25 protein-coding genes and 2 tRNA genes are annotated in these 26,652 nt (G+C 48.6%); 13 read left to right on the forward strand and 14 right to left on the reverse strand.

Annotated features, from left to right (window positions below; genetic code table 11):
- The coding region (locus COW20_22920; GenBank protein ID PIW44722.1) for a hypothetical protein at positions 1 to 255 on the forward strand (255 nt) is incomplete at its 5' end.
- Here the strand turns inward: COW20_22920 and COW20_22925 are convergent.
- Complete coding sequence (locus COW20_22925; GenBank protein ID PIW44723.1) at positions 252 to 2,021, reverse strand: hypothetical protein; 1,770 nt, start codon at positions 2,019 to 2,021, stop codon at positions 252 to 254. The genes COW20_22920 and COW20_22925 overlap by 4 nt on opposite strands.
- 5 nt (positions 2,022 to 2,026) lie before the next feature.
- Positions 2,027 to 3,616: a phosphoglycerate dehydrogenase gene (locus COW20_22930; protein ID PIW44724.1), complete on the reverse strand. Its 1,590-nt coding sequence runs from the start codon at positions 3,614 to 3,616 to the stop codon at positions 2,027 to 2,029.
- 45 nt (positions 3,617 to 3,661) lie between these two features.
- Here COW20_22930 and COW20_22935 point away from each other — a divergent pair, with 45 nt between their 5' ends.
- Complete coding sequence (locus tag COW20_22935; GenBank protein ID PIW44725.1) at positions 3,662 to 4,126, forward strand: hypothetical protein; 465 nt, start codon at positions 3,662 to 3,664, stop codon at positions 4,124 to 4,126.
- Positions 4,127 to 4,209: 83 nt separating this feature from the next.
- On the opposite strand, the gene COW20_22940 is transcribed toward COW20_22935, so the two are convergent.
- Both COW20_22940 and COW20_22945 read right to left on the reverse strand, forming a co-directional pair.
- Positions 4,210 to 5,496, reverse strand: a complete 1,287-nt coding sequence (locus COW20_22940) for a hypothetical protein (protein ID PIW44726.1) — start codon at positions 5,494 to 5,496, stop codon at positions 4,210 to 4,212.
- A 3-nt stretch (positions 5,497 to 5,499) separates the two neighbouring features.
- Positions 5,500 to 6,510 carry a hypothetical protein gene (locus COW20_22945; protein PIW44727.1) on the reverse strand — a complete coding sequence of 337 codons (1,011 nt, stop codon included), beginning with the start codon at positions 6,508 to 6,510 and terminating at the stop codon, positions 5,500 to 5,502.
- Positions 6,511 to 6,573: 63 nt separating this feature from the next.
- Between COW20_22945 and COW20_22950 the strand changes: the two genes are divergently transcribed.
- Positions 6,574 to 6,648: transfer RNA gene (locus COW20_22950), tRNA-Val, on the forward strand.
- Between the two features lie 236 nt (positions 6,649 to 6,884).
- Here the strand turns inward: COW20_22950 and tsaB are convergent.
- Positions 6,885 to 7,547 (reverse strand): tRNA (adenosine(37)-N6)-threonylcarbamoyltransferase complex dimerization subunit type 1 TsaB, encoded by a 663-nt coding sequence (tsaB, locus tag COW20_22955; GenBank protein PIW44728.1) that lies wholly within the window; start codon positions 7,545 to 7,547, stop codon positions 6,885 to 6,887.
- A gap of 115 nt (positions 7,548 to 7,662) precedes the next feature.
- On the opposite strand from tsaB, the gene COW20_22960 reads away from it, so the two are divergent.
- Positions 7,663 to 8,061, forward strand: coding sequence for a hypothetical protein (locus tag COW20_22960; GenBank protein ID PIW44729.1), 399 nt, complete (start codon positions 7,663 to 7,665; stop codon positions 8,059 to 8,061).
- 117 nt (positions 8,062 to 8,178) lie between these two features.
- Here the strand turns inward: COW20_22960 and gyrB are convergent, their stop codons facing one another.
- Entirely contained in the window at positions 8,179 to 10,224 is a 2,046-nt protein-coding gene (gyrB, locus tag COW20_22965; protein PIW44730.1) for a DNA topoisomerase (ATP-hydrolyzing) subunit B, read from the reverse strand.
- Between the two features lie 240 nt (positions 10,225 to 10,464).
- Between gyrB and COW20_22970 the strand changes: the two genes are divergently transcribed.
- The 3 genes from COW20_22970 (at position 10,465) to COW20_22980 (ending at position 12,856) form a co-directional block, all read left to right on the forward strand.
- Entirely contained in the window at positions 10,465 to 12,144 is a 1,680-nt protein-coding gene (locus tag COW20_22970) for a hypothetical protein (protein PIW44731.1), read from the forward strand.
- A gap of 41 nt (positions 12,145 to 12,185) precedes the next feature.
- Positions 12,186 to 12,257: transfer RNA gene (locus tag COW20_22975), tRNA-Met, on the forward strand.
- Positions 12,227 to 12,856 carry a hypothetical protein gene (locus COW20_22980; protein ID PIW44732.1) on the forward strand — a complete coding sequence of 210 codons (630 nt, stop codon included), beginning with the start codon at positions 12,227 to 12,229 and terminating at the stop codon, positions 12,854 to 12,856. Before COW20_22975 ends, COW20_22980 begins: the two co-directional genes overlap by 31 nt.
- Before the next feature lie 27 nt (positions 12,857 to 12,883).
- Here COW20_22980 and COW20_22985 read toward each other — a convergent pair whose 3' ends face one another.
- From COW20_22985 to COW20_23005, 5 genes are all read right to left on the reverse strand, one after another.
- Positions 12,884 to 14,413: an HAD family hydrolase gene (locus COW20_22985; protein PIW44733.1), complete on the reverse strand. Its 1,530-nt coding sequence runs from the start codon at positions 14,411 to 14,413 to the stop codon at positions 12,884 to 12,886.
- A 77-nt stretch (positions 14,414 to 14,490) separates the two neighbouring features.
- Positions 14,491 to 15,075: a hypothetical protein gene (locus tag COW20_22990; GenBank protein PIW44734.1), complete on the reverse strand. Its 585-nt coding sequence runs from the start codon at positions 15,073 to 15,075 to the stop codon at positions 14,491 to 14,493.
- Positions 15,076 to 15,120: 45 nt separating this feature from the next.
- Positions 15,121 to 15,627 (reverse strand): ribosomal-protein-alanine N-acetyltransferase, encoded by a 507-nt coding sequence (gene rimI / locus COW20_22995; GenBank protein PIW44735.1) that lies wholly within the window; start codon positions 15,625 to 15,627, stop codon positions 15,121 to 15,123.
- Positions 15,628 to 17,334 carry a hypothetical protein gene (locus COW20_23000; GenBank protein PIW44736.1) on the reverse strand — a complete coding sequence of 569 codons (1,707 nt, stop codon included), beginning with the start codon at positions 17,332 to 17,334 and terminating at the stop codon, positions 15,628 to 15,630.
- Positions 17,335 to 17,467: 133 nt separating this feature from the next.
- Positions 17,468 to 18,418, reverse strand: a complete 951-nt coding sequence (locus tag COW20_23005; protein ID PIW44737.1) for a hypothetical protein — start codon at positions 18,416 to 18,418, stop codon at positions 17,468 to 17,470.
- Positions 18,419 to 18,532: 114 nt separating this feature from the next.
- On the opposite strand from COW20_23005, the gene COW20_23010 reads away from it, so the two are divergent.
- Positions 18,533 to 19,378 carry a hypothetical protein gene (locus tag COW20_23010; GenBank protein ID PIW44738.1) on the forward strand — a complete coding sequence of 282 codons (846 nt, stop codon included), beginning with the start codon at positions 18,533 to 18,535 and terminating at the stop codon, positions 19,376 to 19,378.
- 88 nt (positions 19,379 to 19,466) lie between these two features.
- Complete coding sequence (locus COW20_23015; protein PIW44739.1) at positions 19,467 to 20,711, forward strand: hypothetical protein; 1,245 nt, start codon at positions 19,467 to 19,469, stop codon at positions 20,709 to 20,711.
- Here the strand turns inward: COW20_23015 and COW20_23020 are convergent.
- The 3 genes from COW20_23020 to COW20_23030 all read right to left on the reverse strand — a co-directional run bounded on the left by COW20_23020 (position 20,708) and on the right by COW20_23030 (position 23,622).
- Positions 20,708 to 22,093, reverse strand: a complete 1,386-nt coding sequence (locus COW20_23020; GenBank protein PIW44740.1) for a hypothetical protein — start codon at positions 22,091 to 22,093, stop codon at positions 20,708 to 20,710. The two genes, COW20_23015 and COW20_23020, sit on opposite strands and share 4 nt — an antisense overlap.
- A 2-nt stretch (positions 22,094 to 22,095) precedes the next feature.
- Positions 22,096 to 22,974 (reverse strand): hypothetical protein, encoded by an 879-nt coding sequence (locus COW20_23025; GenBank protein PIW44741.1) that lies wholly within the window; start codon positions 22,972 to 22,974, stop codon positions 22,096 to 22,098.
- An 84-nt stretch (positions 22,975 to 23,058) separates the two neighbouring features.
- Positions 23,059 to 23,622: a 3-methyladenine DNA glycosylase gene (locus COW20_23030; protein PIW44746.1), complete on the reverse strand. Its 564-nt coding sequence runs from the start codon at positions 23,620 to 23,622 to the stop codon at positions 23,059 to 23,061.
- A 59-nt stretch (positions 23,623 to 23,681) separates the two neighbouring features.
- On the opposite strand from COW20_23030, the gene COW20_23035 reads away from it, so the two are divergent.
- From COW20_23035 to COW20_23050, 4 genes are all read left to right on the forward strand, one after another.
- On the forward strand, positions 23,682 to 24,206 hold the full coding sequence (locus COW20_23035) for an O-acetyl-ADP-ribose deacetylase (GenBank protein ID PIW44742.1): 525 nt from the start codon (positions 23,682 to 23,684) through the stop codon (positions 24,204 to 24,206).
- A 75-nt stretch (positions 24,207 to 24,281) separates the two neighbouring features.
- Complete coding sequence (locus tag COW20_23040) at positions 24,282 to 24,971, forward strand: Crp/Fnr family transcriptional regulator (protein ID PIW44743.1); 690 nt, start codon at positions 24,282 to 24,284, stop codon at positions 24,969 to 24,971.
- Between the two features lie 25 nt (positions 24,972 to 24,996).
- The gene (locus tag COW20_23045; GenBank protein PIW44744.1) at positions 24,997 to 25,587 is read left to right on the forward strand and encodes a hypothetical protein; all 591 of its coding nucleotides are present in this window, start codon (positions 24,997 to 24,999) and stop codon (positions 25,585 to 25,587) included.
- A gap of 179 nt (positions 25,588 to 25,766) precedes the next feature.
- Positions 25,767 to 26,570: a hypothetical protein gene (locus COW20_23050; protein PIW44745.1), complete on the forward strand. Its 804-nt coding sequence runs from the start codon at positions 25,767 to 25,769 to the stop codon at positions 26,568 to 26,570.
- The last annotated feature ends 82 nt before the right edge of the window (positions 26,571 to 26,652 follow it).

Raw genomic sequence — 26,652 nt, forward strand, 5'->3', positions numbered from 1 at the left:
ATATTCAGGCCGAACAAGCCCGTCTGCGGCGATATTCAGGCCGAACAAGCCCGTCTGCGGCGGGGAGACCGTTCTCAGCGCCCTTTGCCGCTTGAATTACAGGGTACGCCTCTGGCCGAAGCCACTCCCCAGACGCTTAAAAAACTCTACCGTCAGCTGGCACGGCGTTGGCATCCTGATCAAGGGGGCGATGCGGAGGTGTTTTTGGCTTTGCAACGCAGCTATGAATATCTCTTGCGCTATTGGGGGCTTTAGACACTTTGCAGGGCATGCAGTTCGGCATAGGCCCCTGCTTGCGCCAAAAGTTCCTGGTGTTTGCCACTTTCGAGCAGTTCTCCATATTTCAGCACGAGAATTTTATCTGCTTCCTGAATGGTGCTGAGACGGTGGGCGATCATAAAGGCCGTGCGGCCTTCTAAGAGGGTATGCAGGGCTTTTTGCATCTGGCGCTCGGTTTGGGGGTCAATATGGCTGGTGGCCTCATCCAGAACCAGCAGGGCCGGTTGTCGCAGCAGGGCCCGTGCAAAGCTCAGCAATTGTTTTTCTCCTGCGCTCAGGTTTTGCGCGTTTTCAAGCAATTCAGTCTGGTAGCCCTTAGGCAGGCGTTCAATCACTGTATCCAGTCCAATTTCCTGCAAGGTGGGTAAAATGGCCTCTGGGGTGAGATCGGGCTCTCCCAAAACCAGGTTTTCATGAATACTGCCGGGAAAGAGCATCACGTCCTGCAGAACCAGTCCCACGCGACGGCGCCAGGTGCCGGGGTCGAGTTCCTGTAGATCAAGGCCATTGATGAAAATTTTACCCTTTTGGGGTTGGTAAAAGCGCAGAATCAGATTGATCAGAGTGGTTTTGCCACTGCCGGTTGGCCCAATCAAGGCCCAGTGTTCTCCTGCCGGGCAGTCAAAGGAAATATCCTTCAAGACCCAGTCGCTGTCTTCGTGATAGCGGAACCAGACGTTTTCAAAACGAATATGGCAGGCCGCGCTGGCGGGCAAAGCCAGGGGGGCTTCGGGTTCAGGGTAAAGACGCTCTTCATCGAGCAGATCAAAGATTCGCGCTGCTGCGGCAATGCCTTTCTGAAACTCATTGAACTGGGCTGAAAGGAACATAATCGGCACGAAAAACTGGTGAATAAAACTCATAAACAGCACCAGACTGCCGATTGTGAGCGTTCCCTGGCGTACCTGGTTGCCCCCCAACCACAGCACGAGCACAATGCCGATGCTCTGAATCAGAAAGAGAAAATTGAAAAAGCTGTTAAACAGCACCGTAATGCTGCGATCCTGACGGTATTTCTGTTTGCTGCGCGACCCCAGTTCTTCGAGCACGGTGGCTTCCTGACCAAAGATTTGAATCGTGGCCATGCCCTGCACCATTTCGGTGATATAGCCATTGACCTCGGCCACATAGCGCCTTACCGCCACCAGCCGGGGAGCCATAAAGCGGTTAAAGCCCAGTGCAGCCAGCAGAATCAGGGGGCAAAGCCCCACCACATACAGAGCCAGGGTCAGATTGTATTTGAAACCCATGACGATAAACATGCCCAGTACAATTACGAAATTGCCCAGTACCTGGGTTAGTACAGAGGTAAACAGCACCTTCATGGCATTGGCGTCGGTTTCAATCCGTGAAACCAGTTTGCCTGTGCTGTTCTGATCAAAATAAGGCAAATCCAAGCTGAGCAGATGGGCAAAGGCCTTGTTTTTTAAACCGGCCAGAATTTTCTGACCGGTGGTTTCAAGCCAAATCAGCTCATAATAATTGGCGCTAAAGCCCGCCACAATCAAAAGTGCATAGGCTCCCAGCAGACTGAGCAGGCCGGGAAAATTGCCTTTGCTGATATAGCGGTCAATCGCGATTTGTAAAATCACCGGCCCGAGCAGGCGCAAAAGCGAACCCAGCAACAAAAGCCCCAGGCAAAGTGCAAAAATCTTGGCATGGGGCTTGAGCCAGGGCAGCAAGCGGCGCACCAGTTCGCGTTGGCTGAAACCGGGGGGCAGCTGCTCTGTTTCGTCCTGCATGGAGGTTAGCTGAAGACCACCATGCGGGTATCGCAGAATTCTTCGCGGGCCTGCAGCTTTTGCAGCAGTTCAGGGGAGAGGGCTTCATCGATATTGATGACCATGACTGCAGCGCCCCGACGGGTTTGACGGCCCAACTGAATTCCACTGATATTGATATCGTTCTGGCCTAAAAACTCACCGACCATGCCGACCATGCCGGGTTTATCGGGGTGGGGAAGCACCAGCAGGCAACCTTGGGGCACGCAGCTCAGGGGGAAGCCATCAATATTCACGATCCGCTCCTGTTTTTCACCCAGAATCGATCCGGCCACCTTGCGGGTACCCTCTGAGAAATTGACTTCTACCTGAATCAAATTGGCGTAATCATGAGATTCTGAGGCTTTTGCTTCGGTGATTGCAATGCCGCGCTCTTTGGCCAAGAGCAAGACATTGACATAATTGACCCGTTCTTTGAGGGTTGGGCTGAGCAATCCGTGCATCACGGCTACTTTCAGCGGGGCTGTGGGCTTTTCTGCCAATTCTCCGAAATAGGTGATCCGCACTTCGCGAATGGCGCAGCTTTGCAGTTGGCCAATAAAACTGCCCAGCTTTTCGGCCAGTGGGAAGAAGGGGCGCACTTCCTGCATGAGATGGGGCATCAGGCTGGGGATATTGATGGCGTTTTGCGCCTGTTCCCCACGCAATACAGCGGCCACTTGTTCGGCCACGTCCAGGGCCACGTTGATTTGGGCTTCTTCGGTGGAAGCTCCCAGGTGAGGGGTCAAGACCACCTTATGACCCAAGGCCTGCAAGGGGCTGTCTTTGAGGGGTTCCTGTTCGAATACATCGAGGGCCGCGCCTCCCACCTTTCCTGATTCCAGGGCGGCGATCAGGGCGGGGGTATCAATCAATTCGCCCCGTGCGCAGTTGATAATGCGAACCCCGGTTTTCATTTTTGCCAGGGTCTGCTCATTGATCATATGAAAGGTTTCTGGGGTTTTGGGCACATGCAGGGTGATCACGTCGGCTGCTTGGTAAAGGCTGGGCAGATCCACGACCTCGACTTCCAATTGGGCAGCCCGTTCAGCATTGATAAAAGGATCATAGCCGACCAGATGCATGCCCAGGCTTTTGGCGACCCGCGCGACATGCGAGCCAATTTTACCCAGCCCGACAATGCCCAGGGTTTTGCCATAGAGCTCATTGCCGGTAAAATCTTTGCGGCGCCATTCGTTCTGTTTCAGTGAGGCGTCAGCCGCCGGAATCGAACGTGAGAGCGCCATCATCAGCCCCAGGGTGTGCTCGGCGGCTGCAATCGTATTGCCTTCGGGCGAATTGACAACCACAATCCCATATTGGGTGGCGGCAGGTACGTCAATATTGTCGACGCCCACCCCTGCACGGGCAATAATTTTCAGTTTGCCTGCGGCGGCCTCCAGGGCCTTGGCGCTGACTTTGGTCTGGCTGCGCACCAGCAGGGCGTCATATTGGCCAATTTGGGCGCAAAGCTCAGCTTCAGAAAGCGGCCCCACTTCGGTAATTTCGGCCAGGGGGCGCAGAATTTCTACGGCGGAAGAATGAATATGGTCACATACAAGTACCCGAGCTGTCATGCAGGCTATTGTCTCCTTTTATCTGAACCCATTACAATACGGGTTATGGATCAGCAATCTCAAGATTTTCATCGTTTTCAGTTTATCGAGGTTTCGCACGAGCCGGAACCCCATACCCCGGCAAAGCGTTCTCACGAAAGCTTTGTGGCGGAGATCCCTGTTGAGCAGATTCTCAGCTATCTCGACCTGGTCGCTATGCGGCCCACGGCGGCTTCTTTAAAAAGCGTAGCGCGCAAGCTGCAAGAAAAGTATCGCTTTATTCCAATCGCGACGCAACCCGTTCATCTTGCTCTGCGTTGGCCGGGGCATTTTGATCCGCAGTACCATCTCAACTGGGAAGTCGCCAGTGCCACCCATACCCTGTATATTGCGCTCTGCCCGCAACCCCGCGCCGGTCATGTGCTGCGTTTGATTCACAATGCCACGGGCTTTGCGATTTATGCTTTGCCCACAGCTGAGAAAACCTTTGAGCGCTTCATGGCTGAACAGTATCAAAAATTGCTGGGTTAAGCCATTTTTCTGCCTCCAGGCAAGAACTCAATCTTCCCTTGCTGTGGGTATGCTTAAAAACCAATATGGCTTCCTGGCGGAAACTAGAGATAACGGGGAGGGGCTGTACTCAGCTTGCGAATAATCTGTTCGGCATCACGGGGCCCTTCCAGTTTATTCTGAAGATAGCTTTTTAGCTCTTCTCTGAAGTGATCCCGTGCCGGGCCTCCATGTAAGCATTCCCGGATGGTTTCGATCATTTCGGCTTCATTGAATAAATCCATCAGGTAGAAGAAAAAGCGTTTGTGGAAAAGGGTGCGTCCGGGCCATTCATCATAGCGGGGAATCGGAAAAGACATATACGGGAAGATATGTTCAGGTGATTCTGCTTTCAGGGTTTCAAGCTTGAGTTGCAGCATGGGCGAAAGATTTTCAAAGGCATGGGTCAGCTCCCCTTTTTCATCGAGCCCGACTGAACTGCCCAGGCACAAAGAGGGAATTTCACGCAAAGAGCTTTGAATCAGCGAGGGATAGGTCAAAGATTCAGTGATAAACAAGTCTGAGGCCTTGAGCAGGGAGTCCAGCAATTCCATTTCCAGGGTTTCGAGATAACGGATTTTAACATTGTCAAACTGGGTTTCAGCATCTGGAGGGGCCATATTGACCACGTACAAATGGTATTGCCCACTGAGTTGATTGAGATAATGAATTAAAACATCGGTGACCAGGGAAAAATGGCGATTGAGACCTCGTTGGTTGGCCATTAACAGGTTTTCCACAGGGAATACCAAGGTGATGACTTTGCTGTCTTTGGCTACGCCTAATTGTTGACGGGTTTCGTCTTTGACGGCATATATCGAGAGTTGGGGCATGATGTCCTGATTTTTCCAGTGAATCAGCCTGGGATTCTGACTGGGTGTATAGTCATGGGGAGGACAAATTTTAATCAGATAATCATAATCCAAACTGGCCGGTGGCTCGCTGTTTTCCAGGACATATTTTTTCAGCGCCAAGGCTCCATCTTCAGTTTTGAGCAGATTGGCACGAAAATCAAACAGGCTCAGTGCACAGGGCAGATCCTCGAGCCATTCCAAATCAAAATAGCTCAGGGCTTCTGCTTCAGGCGAGAGTAAAACGGCTGGATCGCAGAGAATCGCTACCTGGGGTTGAAACTCCTCTAAAAGGGCCAGCCAATTTTCATGCTCGGTTTCACGGGTGCCCTGTTCAATTCTGACCTGGCGGTTTTGCAGCACCACATGGCTGAGCGGCAAGGCGGGAGCCAGAATACAGTTTTCAATTTCTTTGCTGGGCAATTGATTGATAAAGGTGTCGAGAAAGAGCATTTCGTCAAAGGAGGTATCCCCCGCGATAATATACAGTACTTTCAGCATTTTTTAGCTCTCCTCTGTTTCCTCTGGTGCTGGTGCTGTCTGTGCACTTGCTGCCAGGGCATTCTTTTTCTTCATTTCTTCATAGGTTTCACGGGTGCGTTCATTCTCTGGATCCAGTTCCAGGGCTTTTCGGCAGGATTCCAGAGCGGCGTCACTTAAACCGGCAAGATCATAGAGAATGGAGAGGGTTTCATAGGCATCTGCCCGGTTGGGATCGAGTTCTACGATTCTTTCAAAGGCTCCCAGGGCCATTTCCCCGTTGGCTGTTTCCAGAAAAATCAGGCCCAGATGTTGAAGAATATCCACGTCTTCAGGATTCAATTCCAAGGCCGCTCTCAACTCATGAATGGCCAGCGGATATTTCCCCTGGCGGCGGTACATTTCTGCAAGTGCAACGCGGGCCTCGATCAATTCAGGCAATTGAAAGACGATATATTGGAAATTGGCGATGGAGGCGTAGTAATCCTGTAAAGTGGCGTAAACATTGCCCAGCATATAAAAAGAGTCGAAATTATCGGGGTTTAATTGTGTGACTTTTTCGAAGGCTGTTTTGGCCTGCACCAGTTTTTCCTGTTTGACATAGAGCAGCCCTAAGTTATAGTAAGCTTCCGAGGCATTGGGGTTGAGCTGAACAGATTTGAGATAGAGGCGTTCTGCGTCCGCCAGATTTTCGCGGGTTTGTTCAATGGCGGCCAGGTTGGTATAGGCACTGAATAAGCGGGGATCTTTTTCTATGGCGGTTTGCAGATATTCTTTGGCTTTTTCGAGATCGCCTTCGCCCAGTGCCAACAAACCCAGGTTATTATAGGCGGAAGCGATGGAATCATCGACCTGAAGGCATTCAAGGAAGCTGGCGCGGGCAGTCTCCGCGTCTTCCCGCTGCATGGCCCGTAAGCCTGTATCGAGTAGTTCCTGTGCAGTTTCCTGTTTACTCACGCGGAGCCTCTTTCCTGTGTCTTGAAATGCTTTACTGCTGTTTTTGAAATTTATACCAGCGCATTCATTATAGCGCATCTGTCGCAATCATCTTGAGCGAAGCAGAGAGTCATGCTAATATATCGTATACTTCTTGAATGAGGGCAGTTGGCGCAGTGGTAGCGCATCTCGTTGACATCGAGGAGGTCACAAGTTCGAATCTTGTACTGCCCACCTCAATAAAAGCCCCCGGAAATTTTCCGGGGGCTTTTATTTTGAAACTGTTTTTGTTCAGGGGGGGGGTTGAACAAAGTTTGAGTCCTGTGACGAATTAAAGCATGGCTCCACACCAGATGCAGGCGACATTGCTGGAGGGGTTGCTTTTTTTGCATTTGGGACAGGTAACCTGATCGCTCATGAGAATTCCTCTGTAAATGAATCTTGTATTTAACATTTTAGCGTAAGCGCTTTCTTTATGGGGGGGGGGAAGTTTTTTTTCCTTGTGGAATTTGAACGGCGGGTCGAATATAGAAAGGAAGGACTTCAGGGGCAGTTTGCTGAGCCGCTATTTTTTCAGCACTGAGTTCAGCTACTGCCAGGGCCATATTGCCAAGAGGCAGCCAGGGGAGATTGATATCCAGGGGTTCATTGCTGATGATGAAAGGGAGGGAGCCTTCCACGCTTTGCTCAAGTTTTGAAATCCAGGCCTCCAGGGCCCAGGTATCGGGCTCAAGCAGATACTGGGCTTGGTCTTTTTGCCATTGCCCCCAGGCTGTATAGAACTGGCCTTGGCGCACGTTAAAAACGGGGCTGATGGCTGTATTCAGATGGCGCAAGCTATACAGCGCTGTTTCAAGCCGTGTAAAGCCCCAGAGCGGCAGGTTATAAAGAGAGGTTAACGTCTTAACCACCATCAAACCCGCACGGATCCCGGTATAGTTCCCCGGCCCCTTTACAAACCCAATTCCCCCCAGCTCAGCAGGTAAAATTCCGCGCTCTTGAAACAGGTCGTGAAGAAGAGCTGGTAAGCTTTCCATGCGTTCTAAAAAGAATTCACAGACCGCTAATTTTTGCTTGTTTTGGAGCAATGCAATTTGTGCATTGGACTGAGTGGTATCTATTCCTAAGATTAACATTGCTTTAAAATTAACCTTTTTTTAACCGGTTGTTTGCCGTTACTTAAGTTGGTTGCCGCAAGCCTGGGCTGTTTAAGCGGGATAATAAAGGCATGAAAGGCTTAACTTTATTCTTATGATAACCAATCGACCCCCTACTATCAGGGCGAATTACGCCTATTCACAGTACTCGGTCGTGGATGAGATGGCAAGACGGTATCGGGCCACCTACAATCCCACAGCGATTGCAGGAATGCCGCGTGACACCTTCCATCAGAGTTCAGTACTCACATCTGCGAGATACTATACGCCGCCGAGTGAAGGCAAGGTTTTCGCCAAACAGTTCGGTTCCTTCCTGCGGGATTTGGGAACGATTCTGGAAGTCGTGGGCTGGTTTGCGCCTCCTGTCGCTGCCGTTGCAACGGTAGCCAAGCCGATCAGTTCAATGGTAGGAGCCGCAACGGATCAGATTGATACCCGTCCTCAAGCCGTTCAGGTCCGTACAGCAGGCAATTATAATTACTGGTTCAGATAAGAAATTCTGTTTAACAAGATTATAAAAATTTAACCTCAACTTTTAAGCTAAAGTTGAGGTTAATCTTTTTAAGAAACGCTAAGCACAGGCTTAAGTCACCTGTGCTTTTTGTGTGCTTTAAACGTCGAGATTTTTCACTTCACGGGCGTATTTCTCAATAAACTCGCGGCGTGTTTCGACTTTGCTGCCCATCAGAATGGTAAAGATCCGATCGGCTTCCGCCGCATCATCGACCTTGACCTGCAGGAGGGTGCGCTGTTCAGGATCCATGGTGGTATCCCAGAGTTGGGTGGGCATCATTTCTCCCAGACCTTTAAAGCGTGAAACATTGACATTTTTACGCTTGGTTTCGGCCAGAAACTCGTTCAATTCACGTTCATTATAAACATAATGTGCTTTTTGACCGATTTCTACCTTGTAAAGCGGGGGCTGGGCAACATACACAAAGCCTTGATCCACCAGAGGACGGGCAAAGCGGTAGAAGAAGGTGAGCAGAAGCGTGCGGATATGTGCGCCATCTACGTCGGCATCTGTCATGATCACGATTTTGTGATAGCGCAGTTTGCTGACATCAAAGGAGGCAAAGGCATCTTCGTCTTCTTCTGGGGCGTTGTTGCGGTCATTTTCTGCTGAATCTTTGGCGGCGGCAATGCCTGTAGCCACCAAAATGGCTTGAATTTCGTTATTGCCGTAAATTTTGTCTTCACGGGCTTTTTCAATATTCAGAATTTTACCGCGCAAGGGCAGAATGGCCTGGAAGTGGCGGTCGCGGCCTTGTTTAGCTGAACCGCCGGCGGAATCTCCTTCGACCAGAAACAATTCGCTTTTGGCTGGATCTTTTTCACTGCAGTCGGCCAGTTTGCCGGGCAGGGTAGTGGATTCCAGTACCGATTTGCGTCGGACCAGTTCACGTGCTTTTTTCGCTGCCAAACGGGCCCGACAGGCATCGATCGCCTTGTTGATCAGCAAGCGGGCTTCTGTCGGGTTGCGATCCAGGAAATCAGAGAGTCGCTCTGCGACCACCTGTTCTACCGCACCACGGGCTTCGGTATTGCCCAGCTTGGCTTTGGTCTGGCCTTCGAACTGGGGTTCAGGAATTTTAATATTGATAATCGCAGTCAAACCTTCACGGGTATCATCGCCGGTCAGATTTTCGTCGCTTTCCTTGAGCAGATTGGCACGGCGGCCATACTCGTTAATAATGCGGGTCAGGGCAGAACGAAAGCCGGTGACATGGGTTCCGCCGTGAATCGTATTGATACTGTTGACGAAACTCAGCACATTTTCAGTATAAGCAGTGCTGTGCTGAATCGAAACTTCAACGACCACATCATCTTTTTCGCCCTGAATATAAATCGGTTCGGGGTAAAGGGCTTCTTTGCTTTCGTTCATGTGATTGACGAAATCAACAATCCCACCGGTATGGTGGTAAACCTCTTTTTGTATTTTTTCTTCGCCGGTTTCAGGGTCGAGGCTGATCACGGTAAAGCGAATCGTAATGCCCTTGTTCAGAAAAGAAAGTTCATGAAACCGTTTGGCAAGAATTTCAGGTTTGAATTCGAGGGTTTCCATGATTTGGTTATCGGGCATAAAGCGGGTAATCGTACCCGTGCCTTCAATGCCCTCTTCGATGATTTTGATCTCACCTTGAGGGGCACCCCGCTCATAGCGCTGAAAATAAAGTTTGCCGTTGCGTTTGACCCGCACTTCGCAAAATTCACTCAGAGCATTGACGACGGAAACACCTACGCCGTGCAAACCCCCTGAAACCTTATAGCCGCCTTTGCCAAATTTACCACCGGCGTGTAAGACGGTCATGACCGTTTCTAAGGCGGATTTGCCTGTCTTTTCATGTACATCTACAGGAATACCACGGCCATTGTCTTCGACCCTTACGCAACCATTGGGTTCCAGGGTAATCGAGATATCTGTACAATAACCAGCCATGGCCTCGTCGATGGAATTGTCAACGACTTCATACACCAGATGATGCAGGCCTGCCTCGCCTGTGCTGCCGATATACATGCCTGGACGTTTGCGAACAGGCTCAAGACCTTCCAGTACTTGAATATCAGCGGCATCGTATTGTGTTTTTTCGGGGGGCAGGGAAACTTCTTCAGTTGGTAAGAGTGTTTCCAGATTCTTTTCTTTTTGTTCGAGCATAGGTACCTAGGGGGTTCCGATCGATATAGTTTGGTCTGTGCTTTAAGGGCATCGTTCAATACATTTTGGATGCTAGATTTGAGCTCCATGTATTTTGATGAGTATGATGTGTCAGACAATGCTCATTTTACCTTAATTCTGGCCCTTATGCCAACTTGAATGGAGGGGCTAGAAAGTGTGCTATAATCAAAACAAAGTCCGTAAAAACAGGTTGTTTTTTACTATGAGCAGAGGGAAGCCATGGCTGACGAAGAAAGTTTACAGGATCCGCCCGAGCAGAATGAAACTGAAGGAGCAGCAGGCTCTTTTAAAGATGTAGAAGATTCTTTGGCCTTAACCCGTACCAAGACAGCTTATCAACCTGAAGGTAAGCGCTATACGCAATCTCTGAAAGAGAAAAAAGTTCCCCAGCGCGTGATTGCCGCGCAAATGAATCCCTTGGATCCCTTTACTGAAGATGATATCGATGACGAGACCCTGATTGCTCCCAGCCGACATGTGATTGGTTCAGCCTATAAAGATACCGCTCAAACCCGCACCCAACCAAGTTTTCAACCTGTTGCAGAATCCAATTCTGGCGATGATATTCTGGCCTTGCAATCCTCTGAAAATCGCAATGTACAAACCGTTTCTTTTAAAGTAAAAGGCATTCAGTGGCGTGCAGGCTTTGCCAATGAGTTGAGCAATACTCCTTTGGGGCACGCGATTCACCCTGCTCCTCTGCCTGCTTACCGTGAAGAAATTGCCGAGAGCCTGAAAAAAGCCGGCATTGTGATTCGACCCGTGAATCCCCGTTTGCGCGTGGTCTTGAACCAGCTTTTGCCCCCCGATTTTCGTAAAAAAGTAGCGCAGCAACGTAAAAAAACAGATCGCATGAAGCTTTTGGCGATTTTTTATCTGCCAGGCACTCCTTCTTCGCATGTGGGTTTTATTCACGAATTTACAGGCTCAAAAAGCGATTTTAAATTTTATCTCTATATTCAAACCTCTGTGGGCAAAGCGCCGGTTGCGATTCTCGATGAGGTTCTGAAAACCCTGGAAGCAGGTTTGCCAGAGGGTGAAAAAGCCTCGGATCTAGATGAATACGAAGCGGCCGAAGAAGAAGATGATTTGCCCGAAGTCGAAATCGATTTCGCTGGCGAAGTCGAACAGGCCATGAAGCAGGCCGGTGATACCTTTAACAATTCGATTATGGTCTATGGTGCCCGTCAGGCCAACCGGGTCGTAAAAGACTGGAGTATGGAACTGATTCGCCTGGTGGATAAGGGCATTGCCCGAATCATTCGCATGGCAACCTGGTTTGTGATTCAATTGGCCAACAGTCGAATTATCCGGGCCATGGCTGCTCTTGTGCAATTTATCAGCAAGGGCTTGGTCAATACCATTTGGGGCATGAACAAGGTCTTTCTGGCGATTGGCCGTTCACCTGTGACCAAGGCCATTTTTGAGAATATTGTGCGGGTCTTTAAGGTGATTGGCCGCCTTTTCCTGGTGGTTTGGTTTGGGATCAAATGGGTCTTCCAAACCTCGGTGGCTTTCTTCGCTTATTTGGGCAGCTTTGTGCGCGACCCGAAAGGCACTTCCTTTTCTGCTGTATCGATTGAGTTTCCTTCTTTTGGCAAAGGTTTGTTTGGTGAATCAGGTGCCAAGGGAGAGAAAAACAAAGATAAAAAAGCCTTGGCCCAGGTCAAGAAAACGCAGCTTACAGCCAATAAGCATGCCGCCAAACGCTTGCCGCCACCCAAGCCCTTGAAAAAGCCCAATGCGGCAACAACCCCTGCTCTGCCTGCTGTGAAACCAGGTACCAAAGCCAGCTTGCCTGGTGCGACAGGATCGGGAAGCAGTGCCGCCGCTGCGGCTGCAGCAGCCAAAGCAAAACGTGATCGTGAATTGGGGTATTTTGAAGATCAGGCTTTCTGATTATCAGAAGGCCTGAGTATGGTATAATACCTCGCGTTCATGGGGGTATAGCTCAGCGGTAGAGCGGACGACTCATAATCGTTTGGTCGCAGGTTCGAACCCTGCTACCCCCATTTCCCCCAGTTTTGAAAGGATGCCATGCATGTCTCTTCCTTCGCATCTTCACCTCGATTTAAAAGTTTCAGAAGCCTTGTTCCTGCTCCTCAGTGCCAAACTCAGTCATGAGTTTCTCGAATCGATTCGGGTCGATGATTTTGTCTTTGGCCAAACCGAAATGGGAGCCTTGCTCCAAAAGTTGGAGTCTGCGGTGGGCGAGCAATACGCCCATCAAACAGATGATGTTTTGGATGAGCTGATTAACAGCTTTCTTCCCGAAGTGCCGATTCGCAATGTGGGTGTTACGGATTACAGTTATCCCATGTACAATACCGATGCTATTTTGCCCAAAATTCAACTGGCGCTTGATGAACAGCAGGTTTTGCGGATTGAATACTATTCAATGGATCGTGAAGAAGTGAATCAGCGCGATGTCGAGCCCTATTTCCTTGAAAAAAGATACAATTACCATATCTTAATGGGCTATTGCCGCTGGCGTGAAGATATCCGTCTGTTCAGGGTCGATCGGATCAAATCCCTTCAGCTTTTGAATGAAAACTTCTCACGTCCGGTCGATTTTCAAGCCAACGAGTACAGTCACGACGATCCGATCTAAGCTGGGAGCCGATCTTCGCTGGCGTGCTTAATTCGACAATTCCAACCAGCGGTCGTGGGGCATAATATCGCGCAGTGACTTATAGTAGCGATCAATCGGGTAAAAGAAGAAATTGCTGACCCGACTGGTATAGAGACTGGCGTAATCCCGTACCTGATCCCCAAAACGTGAAATTTCATCGCCATCGTGAAAAAGAGGGCCCCAGATCGGATGGTAATGGGCACTGATTTCTGCGCGCAGGGTGTGAATTTTGGTCTCGGTTTTTTCCATTTCTTTCTGACAACGCCGGATACCCTCTTCGAGTTCTTCACGGGTTTTTGCCAAGGCCTTGCTTTCGGCTGGCGTCAGTTCCCGCAGTGAAAACTCAAGATTTTCAAGCGTATTCAGTTGGCTCGAAAAAATATGCAGTTCGTAATGTAGTTTGTCCCATTTATTGGTTAAACGGCGCATCCGCAGCAATTTCTCTTTGACTTCTTCTGTTTTTGAAAGCTCTTCTTCAAGCTCTTGAACGACCAAAACCGTCCGCCAATTGGAGTCTTTGTCTGAGCGCATGACATCTCCAAAGATATGGTCGCCAATATAGAGCACTTCGTTGCCTTTGGCCTGGATCAGGCTTTCAAAGGCGATATAGTTGCCTTTGCTGTAGATTTTATCTGCTTGAAAAGCGTTTTCGTTAAAGAGGGTTTCTTCATGGGTTTTTTCATCCACTTCGTAGAAGGGCGTGTTCTCTTTGAAGAATCCGGGTTTGCGGGCGTTGACGATCACAATTTCGAAATAATTCCGCCAGGAAGTATAGTTCAGGTTGTCTGTATCGAGCAGATACTCCATGATCATATCGGTATAGTAGAACTCAGAATTGGTAAGTAAAAAGAGTTTTTTGCCGCTTTCAATGAACTTATCAAGAGTGAGTGACAGGTGAGGGTCTTTATATACATATTTTGCGATATCATGCAAAATATTGGATTTTAAGGATCCATCCCGATGGGTCATGTCAATACAGAAACGAATATCCTCATAGATTTCATGGTAGCTGCGGCTGGTCAGTTGACCGGCTTCGACAAGATCTACCAAAAGGGTATAGAGATAGGCTTCAGGCAGTGAAAAGAGGGTGTCTACAGAAGAGATGCGCTGGGGATCGGATTGATCGACTTTGTCGTTAAAATAGACATTGGTTTCGAGGGGAATGCTGCCATGTAAAACCCGACAGACCTGTTTAAAGCGGTTAATTTTAATCAGATTGCCCTTTTGGTGATCCATTAAAAGTCCGCGAATAATGGCTTCATCGTTATAATTCAGATCGAGAATCTGTTCGGGGTAATTGCGCAGTTCCACCAGTTTTTCAAGGGTTTTAACAAAAGCCAACTCTTCAATTGCGCGTTTATTGTAAATAGCCAGCGTATAGTCCATATCAAAGCCAATATAATGGATTTGCGACATATTCAGAGGGCGGTTAACAAAGATATCGCGGGTTCCATCAATCGAGGTCTCTACCAATTCGGTCAAGAGTCGAAATTTTTCAGGGCTGCTTTTACGTAAGGCGCGTTTGAGTGTTTCCATGCTAAATTCCTTTCATTCAAAAGTCCGGGGCTTCCATACGGAGGCCCCGGATATCGCAGTATCAGATGATAATGCTTTTAGCTGGCAGGAAGATTTTCCCCAGCCGTAATTTCACTGGAGAAGATTTTCCAGGCGGGCTTTTCATCAGAAGGGTACTTATAAAGGGTATGCACCACAGTGATTCGGTTGTCTGTAAATTTTGAAATATTGTCTTTTTTCTTCTTGGTGACCTGAACGACCTTTACTTTGGCGATCAAGGGACGCTGACTTTCTTCAAGCTCTTTGCGGCGGCGTTCTTCCATGGCTTTGTCGCGATCGGCTTCCGTAATCATGCCCGCCAATTCTTCAGTCACCCCCAAAGCATCCTGGTTTTCAGTTTTGCTTTTTTCGGCTTGTTGTTTTTCGTTGCTGGGGGCTTCGAAAACATCCATGGATTCAATTTTGAATTCAAGGTTATAGCCTTTGATCAGCTCGGTAACCTGTTGTTTGGTGGATTCATAGGCGGGAGACTGGCGATCAATGGTGGCCATCACTTGGTTGAGATTCTGGGATTGAAGGCCTTTTAGATTTTCGCGGATCACTTTTTCATATTCGTTGCCACCACAGCCTGTCAGGAGAACAAAGGCGGCGGCTCCCAGTAAATAGCTAGCCTTTTTGTACATCGTGAGCATCCCTCTTTTCGTTGCTTTCATGGTATGATAACGCACTTAGTGTAAAACAGGAATTTGAGATTTCAAGTTCTGAACCAGTGCTTGATAGGTCTCGTCTGAAATATTTTCGGTCCACATGATCAGGGCATCTTGTTTTTCTGCCTGATAGTAATTTTTTCGTCGCCCTTTGACACTGAATCCAAATTTTTCATAGAGCTTTTGAGCGGCAATATTCGAAGCTTTGACTTCTAGGGTAACCCATTCAACCCCTTTGGATAAACAGTCTTCGAGCATTCTGCAGAGCAGGTCTTGGGCAAGATAATGCTTGCGAAATTCTGGCTGAACAGCCACAGTGGTAATATGTGCCTCTTCCAGGATTTGCCAATAACCCAAATAGGCCACTGGTATTTGGTCTTTGAGGGTTACAAAATAATGGCAGCGCGGATTTTCAAGCTCGCGTAAAAAATTGGTGGGTGTCCAATGTGCGCCAAAGCAAATTTTTTCCAGGGCAGAAACCTTGGAAACATGCTCCGGCAGCATGGGTACAACCTGATAAGCCGACATTTACCCCGCCATCCGTGCCACATCCGTCAGATGTCGGGGAAGTTCAATCTGTACCAGTTGTGTCATTTTTTCATCATACAACCACATCACTTTGGGTTGATTCAAACCAATATCCAAAGCGAGAGTTTGCAAGGGCTTCATGGCTTTGGCATCCATGACCTGAATACTGCCTTCATCGGCATTCAAAATATAGAGACGGTTGCCTTGGTAATTCATTCTGAGGGCACGTGGATTTTTGCCTGCGCTCAGTTTTGCCAGAATTTTATGTGAAAAAGCATCCATTACGAGCAATTCCTGGGTATCTGGCTGTAAGAGGTAGAGTCGGCGGCGATCCGGAGACATGACCATGGCAGAGAGGGGGCTGCCGGTTTTGATTTTCTGGGGCAAACTGCTGGGGCCGTTGGGGCCGTATTCCATCACCAGTTCCCCTTCTTTCAGGTAAAACCGTTTGTGTGCGGGGTCAGAATTCCAGACCTCTTCTCCAGGGGGCGTCAGTTTAACTGCAAAGGGAAGTCCCACTTTGACATACAGCGAGCTGCGGTCAATGCTGGCTTTGATTTCAGAATACTGATCCCAGAGATAAACCTGATCAAAGGCTTGCGCCAAATACAAGGGGTGCTCTGTGGTGCTGCGGAAACGATCATCGCGAATCCGGCGAATCACAGAAAACTGATGGGGAGAATTGGGGTTCAATTCAATCACTGAAATTTGGCCAAAGCGACGGTGGTAAGCAAAAAGTCTGCGCCGATCTGAACTGAGCAGCAGATCATCCACCGCAAAATCCACAGGAAGAATGGCGACGGGTTTCAGGCTTTCTAAGTCCACCATATGAATAAAATCGCTGTTGCGGCTGGCGACAAAGGCCGAGCGGGCGACGCTGGGCAATTGATAGTGTGCTTTGGGGGTGTAAAGGGTGGTTTTCAGAGGGTTGACTGCAGGAGCAGCCAAGGAACCAACCGCTTTAAAGCTGTGGGTTTGGGTATTAAAGACATGGTAGGCGCGCCCCCCGTTTTTATGCCGGGAAATTAAAGCCAGGCTATGCTTTGAAAGCGGATAAAGGCGCAAAACCTCAACAGCTTCATGGGGCAACGCAAAGACGGATTTGACCTGCCCACTTCCGAGATCAATCAAGCGCAGTTCGCCGGAGGCGACAGCCAGGGTATTGCCCACAGGCAAAAGCGCCATATCGCTCGGGTTCCACAGCGGTGAAAGATTGCGCTCAAAGCCCATTCCGCCCAATTTGCGCACAACCACATCATGGGTGGTATCAATTTCCCAAATACTGCTGAAATAGCCGCCGCAAATGACATAAAGCCGGTTGGTGGCGGGGCTGGCCAATAAACGCTGGGCACGTCGACCTACCGAGATCCGGTGAATTTCCTGACCCGTACGGGCATCGCTGACACTGATCACGGAATTAAAGGCGTCTGAACTGTTGAGAATTTGGTAATTTTTTAAGAGGGGCTGACCGTTTGCTCCGCTTTTGTAGGTTCTGGCTGGGTAACGCCCTGGCGCACTGAATCCAGAGAGTTCGAACCCTTCAATTTTCATCTGAGAGGGCTGAATAACAGGACGATTGCCGGGTTCAAGTGAGCCCATGACTTTTTTTTCCAGAACCAGTTCAACCAAATTAGATGGATAAGCTTGCGCAGAAGTCGCTGAGATCAGCAGGGCTGCAGAGAGTAGAAGTGGAAAAATTTTTTTCATGAGGCCCTCACGGATTGTATTTCTTGAGTTCGCGGGTATTCCCAAGAATTTTGCGAAGAACAGGTGCATTGAAGAGCACATAAAGCCCTCCAGAGGCAGCGATTAGCGCAATAAACATACTTTTCATTGGATCTTACTCCGCAGTGGGTGCATTGTTGATCAGCCAGGTAGCAAAGGTTTCAGATATTTTCCATTCTTTCCCGATATACTTACCTGGAAAAGCCTTGACAAACCCCAGAAAAATAGCCACATCTTCCTTTGTTACATTTGCCATAATATCATAGATTCGTTGACCAGCGTACAGGCCAGAAGAGGGATTGGGTAATTCCAGCGTGAATTCAGCGCATTCGTTGATCGCCAGAATGGCATTTGACATAATCAGGTCTTCTTCCATGGCTCCCAGACGGGCCGTGCCTGCATTTGGTTTTTTCTTGTAGAGGGGTTTTTTCATATTGTCGGTAAATAAAATATTCAACTCCAGCATATCGGAGTAATTGGCCTGTTTTGCATTGATCTCAGGGGGAGCGGCATCCGCCTCTTCCATTTCTTCTGCTTCTGAAGTGGCTCCGTCCGCGCTGCTCTGGCTGCTTCCGCTGCGTTTTTTTCCGCCCATTTTCTCGTTTATTTTACGGGTGAGCAGGTTGATAAACTGAATGGGGCCATTGAGTAACTGCAAGAGTTTATTGAGCAGAGGGATCAGAGGGGTGAGAACCACCAGTGCCAAATTTTTTCCGGCTTGGCTCATATTGGTGAAAAGCGTGCTGACCAAGTGGTTGAATTCTTCTAATTTTGCCAGCACATCGTCGATGGACTGATCAATTCGATCTCCTTCCAGGGGAGGAGGCTTCTTTTTCGCTTGTTTCTTCTTGGTGTCAGAATCATCTGCTTTGGGCTTTGCCTTGGGAGGAGGCGTTTTGGCTGCTGCCGCTTTTTCTTGCGCTTCTTCTTCATTTATACTGAGGGTATTCTCAGATTCTCCCCGGACACGGCGGCTCATGCTGGAATAAGAATTTGCAGCTTTCTGCGATTTTTCCAGAGAAACAAGGCTGAACTGATCGGAGGATTGGGGGTCAGAACCGGCCATAGGGTTTACGCATTATCCTGCCTGAAAATTTTTTTGCCATATTATATATCATACCTTGTTTCAAAACTGAAACCAATTTTTTCTCTGATCCTGTCAAGATCTAAAGGAGGTCTGATGAAGCCCGGTGCCTTGATTACCGATTTAGATGGAACCCTGCTCGATGCAAACTCTGTTTGCAGTCAACGCAATTTAGCTGCTTTAAAGGCTTTGGGGGGAGCTGGTATTTTGCGTGTGGCAGCCACTGGCCGTTCGCTTTTCTCGGCACGTAAGGTTTTGAGTTTTGATTTTCCGATTGACTATTTAATTTTTTCCTCGGGAGCCGGGGTGATGCAGTGGGCGCGACAGGAATTGATTTTTTCGGCCCATTTGCAGAGGCAGGAAATTCAGGCGCTTATACGGGGATTGCAGTCTGAACATTTGGATTTTATGATTCATGGGCCGATTCCCGAAAACCATTGCTTTTATTATCAGAAAAATTCAAAACATAACCCCGATTTTGACAGCCGTCTGGCGATTTATCAGGCCTATGCCAAGCCTTGGCAGGGAGAGGACTTGCCTTGGGAGCAAGTTTCGGAGATTTTGGTGATTGTGCCTGAAACTGCCGCCTTGGCGCGTTATCATTGGCTGAGCCAGTCTTGGCCGCAATTTCAGATTATTCGCGCCACCTCTCCCCTGGATTATGCTTCTGGCTGGCTGGAGATTTTTCCTGCGCATATCAGCAAGAGCCAGACCAGTGCTTGGCTTTTGCAGCGCTATGCTCTGGAAGCGAAACAGACTTTGGCGATTGGCAATGATTATAATGATCAGGATTTATTGGCCTGGGCGGGTTTGGGCTGTGTCGTGAACAATGCACCCGAAGATTTGAGGTCAATTTTTACCTGTGTAGCCCATCATTGTGAAGATGGTTTTAGCGAAGCGGTTGCGCTTTGGTCTGAATCCACAGGGCTTTTGCTGAGCTGAGCAAAGGTTTTAACAGGGAGTGTTATACTAGGCTCGTTGTGGATGTTCGCAGCGTCTAGATTTAAGCAAGTGAGGATGCGTTTGCCCTTTGAGTTCATTTATTTCGTGCCTTGATCGTTTGAAACTGGATCAGTGGGGGATTCTGGATGTTTTAATTGCAGACAGTTCTCCGATTGACCTGACCCGTTTGGCGATTTCAGATCCAGAAGATGCGTATCGTTTTGTTTTGAATTATGGTTATGACTTGCATCTTCCTGATGAGGCAGAGGATTTGCTGAAAATCAAACAGGAAGCCCTGGAGTTTATGCAGACCTTTTTTATTAATACTCTCAATCTGGAAGAGTATGAGCCTTTGCAAATGCCAGCAACCCTTCACCAAGTTTCGGTGATTGAACTTTTGCTTTTGGCCTCTAAAAATTCCCGCACATCTCTTCAACGTTGGGCCTGTGCCACATTGCGTGTGATGCATACCCTGGCGCATATTGTGAATGATCTTTCTGCCAATTTCTTTACTGCGATCCAGGAGCAGATTCTCAATCCCTATTACCAGCTTTTGCAGATTGAAAACAATCAAATTCTCTTGGGGAGGGGATCTGATTTTCAGATTCCCCTCGTGGATTTTCAGGTAAAAGCAGGTAAAGACAGAGATTCTGCACTTTTAAAGCTTTTGCATAAACGTGAAAACGTAGCTGCGGATATTTTTGATCGGATGGGTGTGCGTTTTGTGACCCGTGATCGGTTGGATGCCCTTTTGGTGCTTAAGTTTTTACGTGAAAATCATTTGGTGACCTTTCCCAATGTTAAACCCAGTCGTTCGGTCAATACGCTTTTGAATACCGATAAATTCAAACGTGATTTTAGGCAGATTTATCGCCGTTTTGAAAAAGGTGAAGTTTCTTTACAGGAAATTGAAGAAATTCTCCGTTACGATGCGCAATATAAAGATACATTGACCACGCGGCAGATTCACCATCTTTTTAATCGCAACCCCCATACCAGCAAACAATACCGTTCGATTCAATTTACCGTACGTCATTTGGTCAGGGTTCCCAGCCCACTGGCACCTTATCTGGAATATGTGCGCGAAGAAGATTTGCCCAACCGCCGTCTGCGTGAAGGAATCAAAAAAATTCGACCCTATTACCGTTTCTTTTTTCCCTATGAGGTGCAAATCGTCGATGAAGTGACCCATCAGAACAATATTGAGGGGCAGGCCAGTCACGAGATCTATAAACTGCGCCAATTGGTAACGGCCCGGCAACGTGTGATGGGCTCGCTTTTAAAGCCGCTTGAGCTAAAACAGACTTCGTCCCAGGTTTCAGTGGTTAGCTAAATTTCAATTTTAAAACTGGACTCAATCGGCGTGGGGATGGCTGCCGGCGCTGAGCTGGGAGCCTGGCTGGGCCGGGCACTGGGCTTGGGAGGCTCTGCCGTTGGCACAGCCGGTGTGGGTGTCGCCTTGGGTTGAGGGCTGGGACTGGGCTTGCTTGGAACCGGTGTGGGGGCCGCTTCGGAAGCGGGTTTTCCACTTTTTCTCAGCCAACTGGGCAGGTGAGGGGCTGGCCGGTGGCCGTCCAGATCAAAATCGGGCAGGGGATCGTTGATCGGCTCTTTGCTGCTGCGCTGATCATTTTCATCCAGGGTAAATTCTGAAATGACCTGTTGATTGGCCGTGCCAATCGCTTCAAAATTTTCTTTATCGGTATAGAAGATCGCCTTTTCGGCAGTCAGCCAATCTCCATTTTCACGTTGAATGCGCACATTGCCACTGAGCACTGCCATTTGCTTGGACTCACTGTAGGTTGCCTGATCACCCGTGGCGACTCGCTCTTTGCCTCCGACTTTCTGCACGATCTTGACTTTGCCTGTGGCTTCTAAATCGTCAGTGGCCCGAAAGAGAGTGATCTTATCGGCATTGATGGTCAATTTTTCACGCAGCAGGCGTTTTTGTTCTTCATCTTTGGGATCGGGGCGAATAATCTTGTTTTCAATCAGCCAATTGCCATTGAGCTGAATCACTTGCGCATCGTCTTCAAGGGTAATCGTATCCCCTTCGGTCTCGCCCCGAATGAAGGCTTTTTTGCCGGTCAATTTTTTTTCTTTTTGCAGAACCACCACATTGCCAATCAGATTGGCATTTTCTGTTTTGGTGAAATACTCCATTTGATCAGCGGTAATCACAGTACGTTCTTTTTTCAGGGCTTCTTCCGTGCGTCTGCGTTTTTCGGCTTTGCTTTCGGCAAATTTTTCAGGGATGGGTTTGGGGAACGATTCCCGATCCATGCGCACTTCATGCTCAAGAAAAATTCTTTTTTCCTGATGAAAAGCTATCATCTTAACAGCTGTAATGGTTGTAATTCGGCCTTTTTCCTGCTTTTTATTCTGTTGAACGATTTTAACGCCTTTGTCGACCAAAGATTGTTTCTGTTCTTCGAAATAAAACATTTCATCGGCGTAGATCGTGGTATTGTCCTGTAAAACTTTGACATGGCCCAGGGCCTGCGCCAGTTTGCTTTTCTTTTTATAGATGGCCCTATCGGCGTAAATCTTGACCCGATCTTCGTTTTTTACCCCCTTGGGCGGGCGGGCTTGAAGGGTCTCGCGCGGAGGAGCCGCAGGACGTGTCTGCGCCAGAACCTCGGGCAGCCCCAAGCCCAGAACAGCCACTGCCAGCAGCAGGGCCGGCAGGGTATAACGCTGTTCTGGTCGAAACATGTTTAGGGGGCTTTGGAGTCAAATAAAGAGCTGAAATTCATGATCGTTTTTTGATCGGTAATCACAGCTTTGACACCCGGTGTCAGTTTCTGAACATATTCGTATTGAATCAGACGGGGGTTGGCAGCCAGAGCATGACCGCGAATCTCCATGGATTTGGCTTCCCCTTCGGCTTCAATAATTTTACGTGCTTTTTCCTGTTTTTCTTTTTGAAGCACGTATTGCATACGCTGAGCGTCCTGAAGGGCGACCTGCTTGGCTTCAATTGCTTTCTGAAACTCTTCAGAAAAGCGGGTATTGCGGATCAGGACTTCGTTCAAATGAATATAGTATTTCTTGAAGCTTGTGCGCAGGGAGGTATCCATCTGCTTTTGAATTTCCAGACGTTTGGAGGAGTAAACATCCATGACATTGTAAAGTGCCACAACCGTGCGAATCACACTGCGAATTTCAGGAATAATAATCTTATAAACATAAGAGGGGCCTACTTCCTGGTGAAGCTTGGACAGCTCGGCTTCCATGGGCTGAAAACGAACGGACAGTTCAACCTGCACTGTCTGACCATCAGCCGTACGGGCTTCAATTGCGGCCTCGTTATAGCCCCCAGTTGTCTGCTCTGCGTCGGTGGTGCCCACGTTGAAGGTTTGGGTTTTTACGTCATACTTGATTGCTTTTTGTACAAAGGGCATAACAAAAGTCATGCCTTCTCCGCGCACCCCAGGCAAAACACCGCGAAAATTATCAAAAATAACTGCGCGTTCACCGGCTGGCACAATGACTACACTGGCGCTGGCGAAAATCAAAACCGCCAAGCCAATCACAATGCCTACCATTGCACTGAAACTGGGGGGTCTTATCTGTCGGTTATCTAATGCCATCATTTAACTCCTTTGAGACGTTTGGAGGCTTTATGCCTCCGGAACAATACATACTGGTCTCAATTATACCCCGTTCGGCTTGAAGTTTTAGGGAAAAGCCCTTGAGGTGGGGGGCACGAAAAAACGCCAGGGGATTTCTTGGGCCTTGGAAATACCGATGCGTGGCGTGATTTGAATTTCTGCTTCGGAATAGCTGAACAGGCTTTCGCTGAGATAGAGTCTGCTGCTCGGCAGACAAGCTGAAACTCCATTCTGGTCGAGATCCAGGCTCAAGGCCTGACAGAGTTTACCTGGGCCATTGGCTAAATCGCGATCTTTGACTTTTTCTCCCCGCCTTTGGCGCATTTCTGCTATCCCTTGCAGAGGTTCCAATGCGCGAATTAAGACGGCGGCCCCTGTTCCTGGAGCTTCGCAGACCAGATTCAGACAAAAAACCTGGTGTATTCTATAAATATAAACGGTGCCCGGCTCTGCAAACATGGGCCGGTTACGGGGGGTCTTTTTTCCTTGCCAGGCATGACAGGAGGGTTCTGATTCATGATAGGCTTCGGTTTCCACGATTCGACCGCTGCAAGCGCCAAAATGAAGGTTTTTACCGAGCAATTCACGCGCCACGGTTTCAACCGGTCGGGCAAAAAAATCGCAGTTCAATCGTTGTGGGGCAGACATCAAGAGGGCTCCTGATTTATTTTTAGGGGAGGTAAGCGTGAATGTCAGTTTTATCGCGAATTTTGATCCTTCAGGATGATATCACACGACTTCAGGTGGATGCGATTGTCAACGCTGCCAATTCCACTCTCTTGGGTGGGGGAGGAGTGGATGGTGCGATTCACCGCGCAGCAGGCCCTGAACTCTTGGCGGAATGCCGGCAGTTAAACGGTTGTCCGACAGGGCAGGCCAAAATCACCCGTGGCTATCGTTTGCCCGCGGCTTGGGTGATTCATACGGTCGGCCCGATTTGGCAAGGGGGCCAGGCAGGTGAACCCGAAGTTTTGAAACAGGCCTATTTGAACTGTTTATCTTTGGCGGCTTCACATCAATTAAAAAGCCTTGCTTTTCCTGCGATCAGCACGGGAGCCTATGGCTACCCCTTGAAAGCAGCAACCCAGCTTGCGCTTGAAACGGTTGCTGCTTATCTGAAGCAGTTTGTTTGGCCTGAGCAGGTGATTTTTGTCTGTTTTGATGCGCTCAGCCTCACAACCTACCGTGAAAAGCTTGCTGAAATGGCTTTCTGAGTGCCAAAACTCTCCCTGTCTCCCATCTCTGTCAGAGATAGTTTATAATGTCTGCAATGGGAGCGCATACTGAGCATGAATCTTGAAAAACTAGCGACCTTCTTTGCTGAAGGCACCCTCTTTAATAATCTTTCCAGAGAAGAACTGAACCAACTGGCACAAATTGCCCGTGAGCGTAAGTTTGATCGGGGACAGGTTATTTTCTATGAGGGTGATCTCGGCGGCAGTCTTTATATTATTGTCACGGGCTCCGTTAAAATTGTGATCATGTCAGATGATGGCCGGGAGCATATCCTGGGCCTTTTGCATGAAGGCGACTTCTTTGGCGAAGTTTCATTGATTGACGGTGAACCGCGTTCAGCCACAGCCATTGCGCTTGAAAATGTAAATGTGGTCATGATCAGTCGCGATGATTTTATCCGGCTTTTACGTGAAAACCCTGAAATGTCGCTCAAGATTATGGTCACGCTCTGCGAACGCCTGCGGAAAACAGACAAACATGTGGAGAGTCTGGCTTTCCTCAGTGCCCCTGGCCGTGTAGCCCAGGTTTTGTTGAATCTTGCTGAGACCCATGCTTCAGGCCAAGATAAAAATATTACTGTCTCTCATAAAATTACCCGTCAGGAGTTTGCCAGTCTGGCGGGTACTTCGCGTGAAACCTTGACCCGTGTCTTGATGGACTTTCAGGATGATGGTCTGATCAAGCTTGAAAAGAATAAAATACATATTTATGACCGTCTCCATCTCAAGGAAAAAGTGGTCTAGATTTTCTCTTCCCTTTTTTACAGTCTTGGTTTTGACAGGCTGTTACAGTTTTGGATTAGAAAAACTGGAAACCCCCGCTCAGACTTTTGAACTGAAAGCCTGTGAAGGCGGAGCGCATCCGCTTCGCTTTCAAGATTCCCGTTTTCAGCTTCAATTGCGTTACCAGGGGGAAGCTCCTGCTTTGGCGACTGCCCAAAATCTTTTCGGACGCACCACCCGCTTTGTGGTGCCCTATCCCCGCCAAACCCTGCTCTTTGAGCTTGAGATTGAAAATACAAGCACAGAAGTGCTGCGCTTTTCTCCCGAGCAGATGCATCTGCTTTTCCCGAATACCCAAAAACAACTGGCGCCTCTCAACCTGAATGCCTTTAAACAGTTTTGGCCTGCTACTGGGGTCTGGAGTGCTGAGACGCTTTTAGATCGTGCTGCTGCCCTGGGAGAAGTCACGCGTACGCTGTGGGGAGCAGCTCCGATTTTGCCCCAGGCGAAGCAATCAGGTTTTTTGGCCTTTCCCCGTTTTGAACTGCACAAAGGGGAAAAAGTCGAACTTGAGTTTTTAGAGGGGCAAGAAAGTCAAAACCCCCGCAAAATCAGCCTTTGCCTGGAAGCAAATTAAAGCTTTAAGCGTTTAATTACGCCATGTTAACTTATCCTTTATAATTTTTACCCCAAGCTTTTCCAACCATTAACCATCCCTTAATCTTAAGTGCGCAAGATATTAATCTGATCGGCGGATATGAGAGGTAAGAGAAATTTTTACTTCGCAAATCACACATACCGCAAGGAGATAAGACAATGGGTGGAATCGACGGAATCGCCGGCTTTATTAATAATCTGAACCAAGTTACACAGACTATCGGGGCTGTACAAGGTGCTGCTGAAGCCCTCGCGCCTGCGGTTTATGCTGTAGACAATACCGTAAACCAGATTGCTTCTGTTTTTACCGGAGATCAGTACACTCCCTATAATCCTTATCCCGCTTATCCGGTTTATCCGCCTATGCCTGTTGGCTTTATGGAGCAGGGCAAAGTAGGCCTGATTGGCAATATGCTCGCCGGTGGTGTGGCTGGTGCCATGACCCATCAACAATCCAGTGAAGCGATTAAAACGATCAAAGCCGGTCAAACCGGTGCTGGTTTTAAAGCCTTGGGTATGTCTTCTCTTAAAGCGGGTGGTATTGGTGCGGCTGTAACGGGTGTGATTTCTGCGGCTAAAAATATTTCTCTTGTTTCTAAAGGTATGCAAACCAATGCCGATGCTGGTGGCAATATTGCTGCTGATACGGTAGGCGGTCTCTTGGCCGGTGCCACCGGTGGGATTGCGGCAGGTGCTGCAGGTCTGGCGCTGAGTGGCATGGGGGCTGCAGGCTTGGGTCTGACGATCGGTGCGGCTGTGGCCGGTGCCGTGGGTGCAACGGGTGCCAGCCTGCTGTATCAAATGACCGGTATGCGCGATGGCCTCGCCAATTCTGTACGCAATATGTTTGGCGGTGGAGCCAATGGTTACTATCCCAACAATGGCTATGCCGGTTATCCCCAGCAGGGTTACCAGGGATATCCTCCCCAATACCAGCCTCAAGCTGGCTACTACGGATATTAATGAGTAAGAGCAAGAATAAGGAGTAACGAAAAATGAGTATCGCATCTGTCATTGGTTCTTTTAACCCTTACGCGGCATCTAG

The sequence above is a fragment of the bacterium (Candidatus Blackallbacteria) CG13_big_fil_rev_8_21_14_2_50_49_14 genome, from assembly GCA_002783405.1.
In the GTDB taxonomy this organism is placed as follows: domain Bacteria; phylum Cyanobacteriota; class Sericytochromatia; order UBA7694; family UBA7694.

Coding starts and splice junctions, on each gene's coding strand:
- COW20_22925 (PIW44723.1), bottom strand. CDS start 2,021: ATGCAGGACGAAACAGAGCAGCTGCCCCCCGGTTTCAGCCAACGCGAA.
- COW20_22930 (PIW44724.1), bottom strand. CDS start 3,616: ATGACAGCTCGGGTACTTGTATGTGACCATATTCATTCTTCCGCCGTA.
- COW20_22935 (PIW44725.1), top strand. CDS start 3,662: ATGGATCAGCAATCTCAAGATTTTCATCGTTTTCAGTTTATCGAGGTT.
- COW20_22940 (PIW44726.1), bottom strand. CDS start 5,496: ATGCTGAAAGTACTGTATATTATCGCGGGGGATACCTCCTTTGACGAA.
- COW20_22945 (PIW44727.1), bottom strand. CDS start 6,510: ATGCGCTATAATGAATGCGCTGGTATAAATTTCAAAAACAGCAGTAAA.
- tsaB (PIW44728.1), bottom strand. CDS start 7,547: ATGTTAATCTTAGGAATAGATACCACTCAGTCCAATGCACAAATTGCA.
- COW20_22960 (PIW44729.1), top strand. CDS start 7,663: ATGATAACCAATCGACCCCCTACTATCAGGGCGAATTACGCCTATTCA.
- gyrB (PIW44730.1), bottom strand. CDS start 10,224: ATGCTCGAACAAAAAGAAAAGAATCTGGAAACACTCTTACCAACTGAA.
- COW20_22970 (PIW44731.1), top strand. CDS start 10,465: ATGGCTGACGAAGAAAGTTTACAGGATCCGCCCGAGCAGAATGAAACT.
- COW20_22985 (PIW44733.1), bottom strand. CDS start 14,413: ATGGAAACACTCAAACGCGCCTTACGTAAAAGCAGCCCTGAAAAATTT.
- COW20_22990 (PIW44734.1), bottom strand. CDS start 15,075: ATGTACAAAAAGGCTAGCTATTTACTGGGAGCCGCCGCCTTTGTTCTC.
- rimI (PIW44735.1), bottom strand. CDS start 15,627: ATGTCGGCTTATCAGGTTGTACCCATGCTGCCGGAGCATGTTTCCAAG.
- COW20_23000 (PIW44736.1), bottom strand. CDS start 17,334: ATGAAAAAAATTTTTCCACTTCTACTCTCTGCAGCCCTGCTGATCTCA.
- COW20_23005 (PIW44737.1), bottom strand. CDS start 18,418: ATGGCCGGTTCTGACCCCCAATCCTCCGATCAGTTCAGCCTTGTTTCT.
- COW20_23010 (PIW44738.1), top strand. CDS start 18,533: ATGAAGCCCGGTGCCTTGATTACCGATTTAGATGGAACCCTGCTCGAT.
- COW20_23020 (PIW44740.1), bottom strand. CDS start 22,093: ATGTTTCGACCAGAACAGCGTTATACCCTGCCGGCCCTGCTGCTGGCA.
- COW20_23025 (PIW44741.1), bottom strand. CDS start 22,974: ATGATGGCATTAGATAACCGACAGATAAGACCCCCCAGTTTCAGTGCA.
- COW20_23035 (PIW44742.1), top strand. CDS start 23,682: ATGTCAGTTTTATCGCGAATTTTGATCCTTCAGGATGATATCACACGA.
- COW20_23040 (PIW44743.1), top strand. CDS start 24,282: ATGAATCTTGAAAAACTAGCGACCTTCTTTGCTGAAGGCACCCTCTTT.
- COW20_23050 (PIW44745.1), top strand. CDS start 25,767: ATGGGTGGAATCGACGGAATCGCCGGCTTTATTAATAATCTGAACCAA.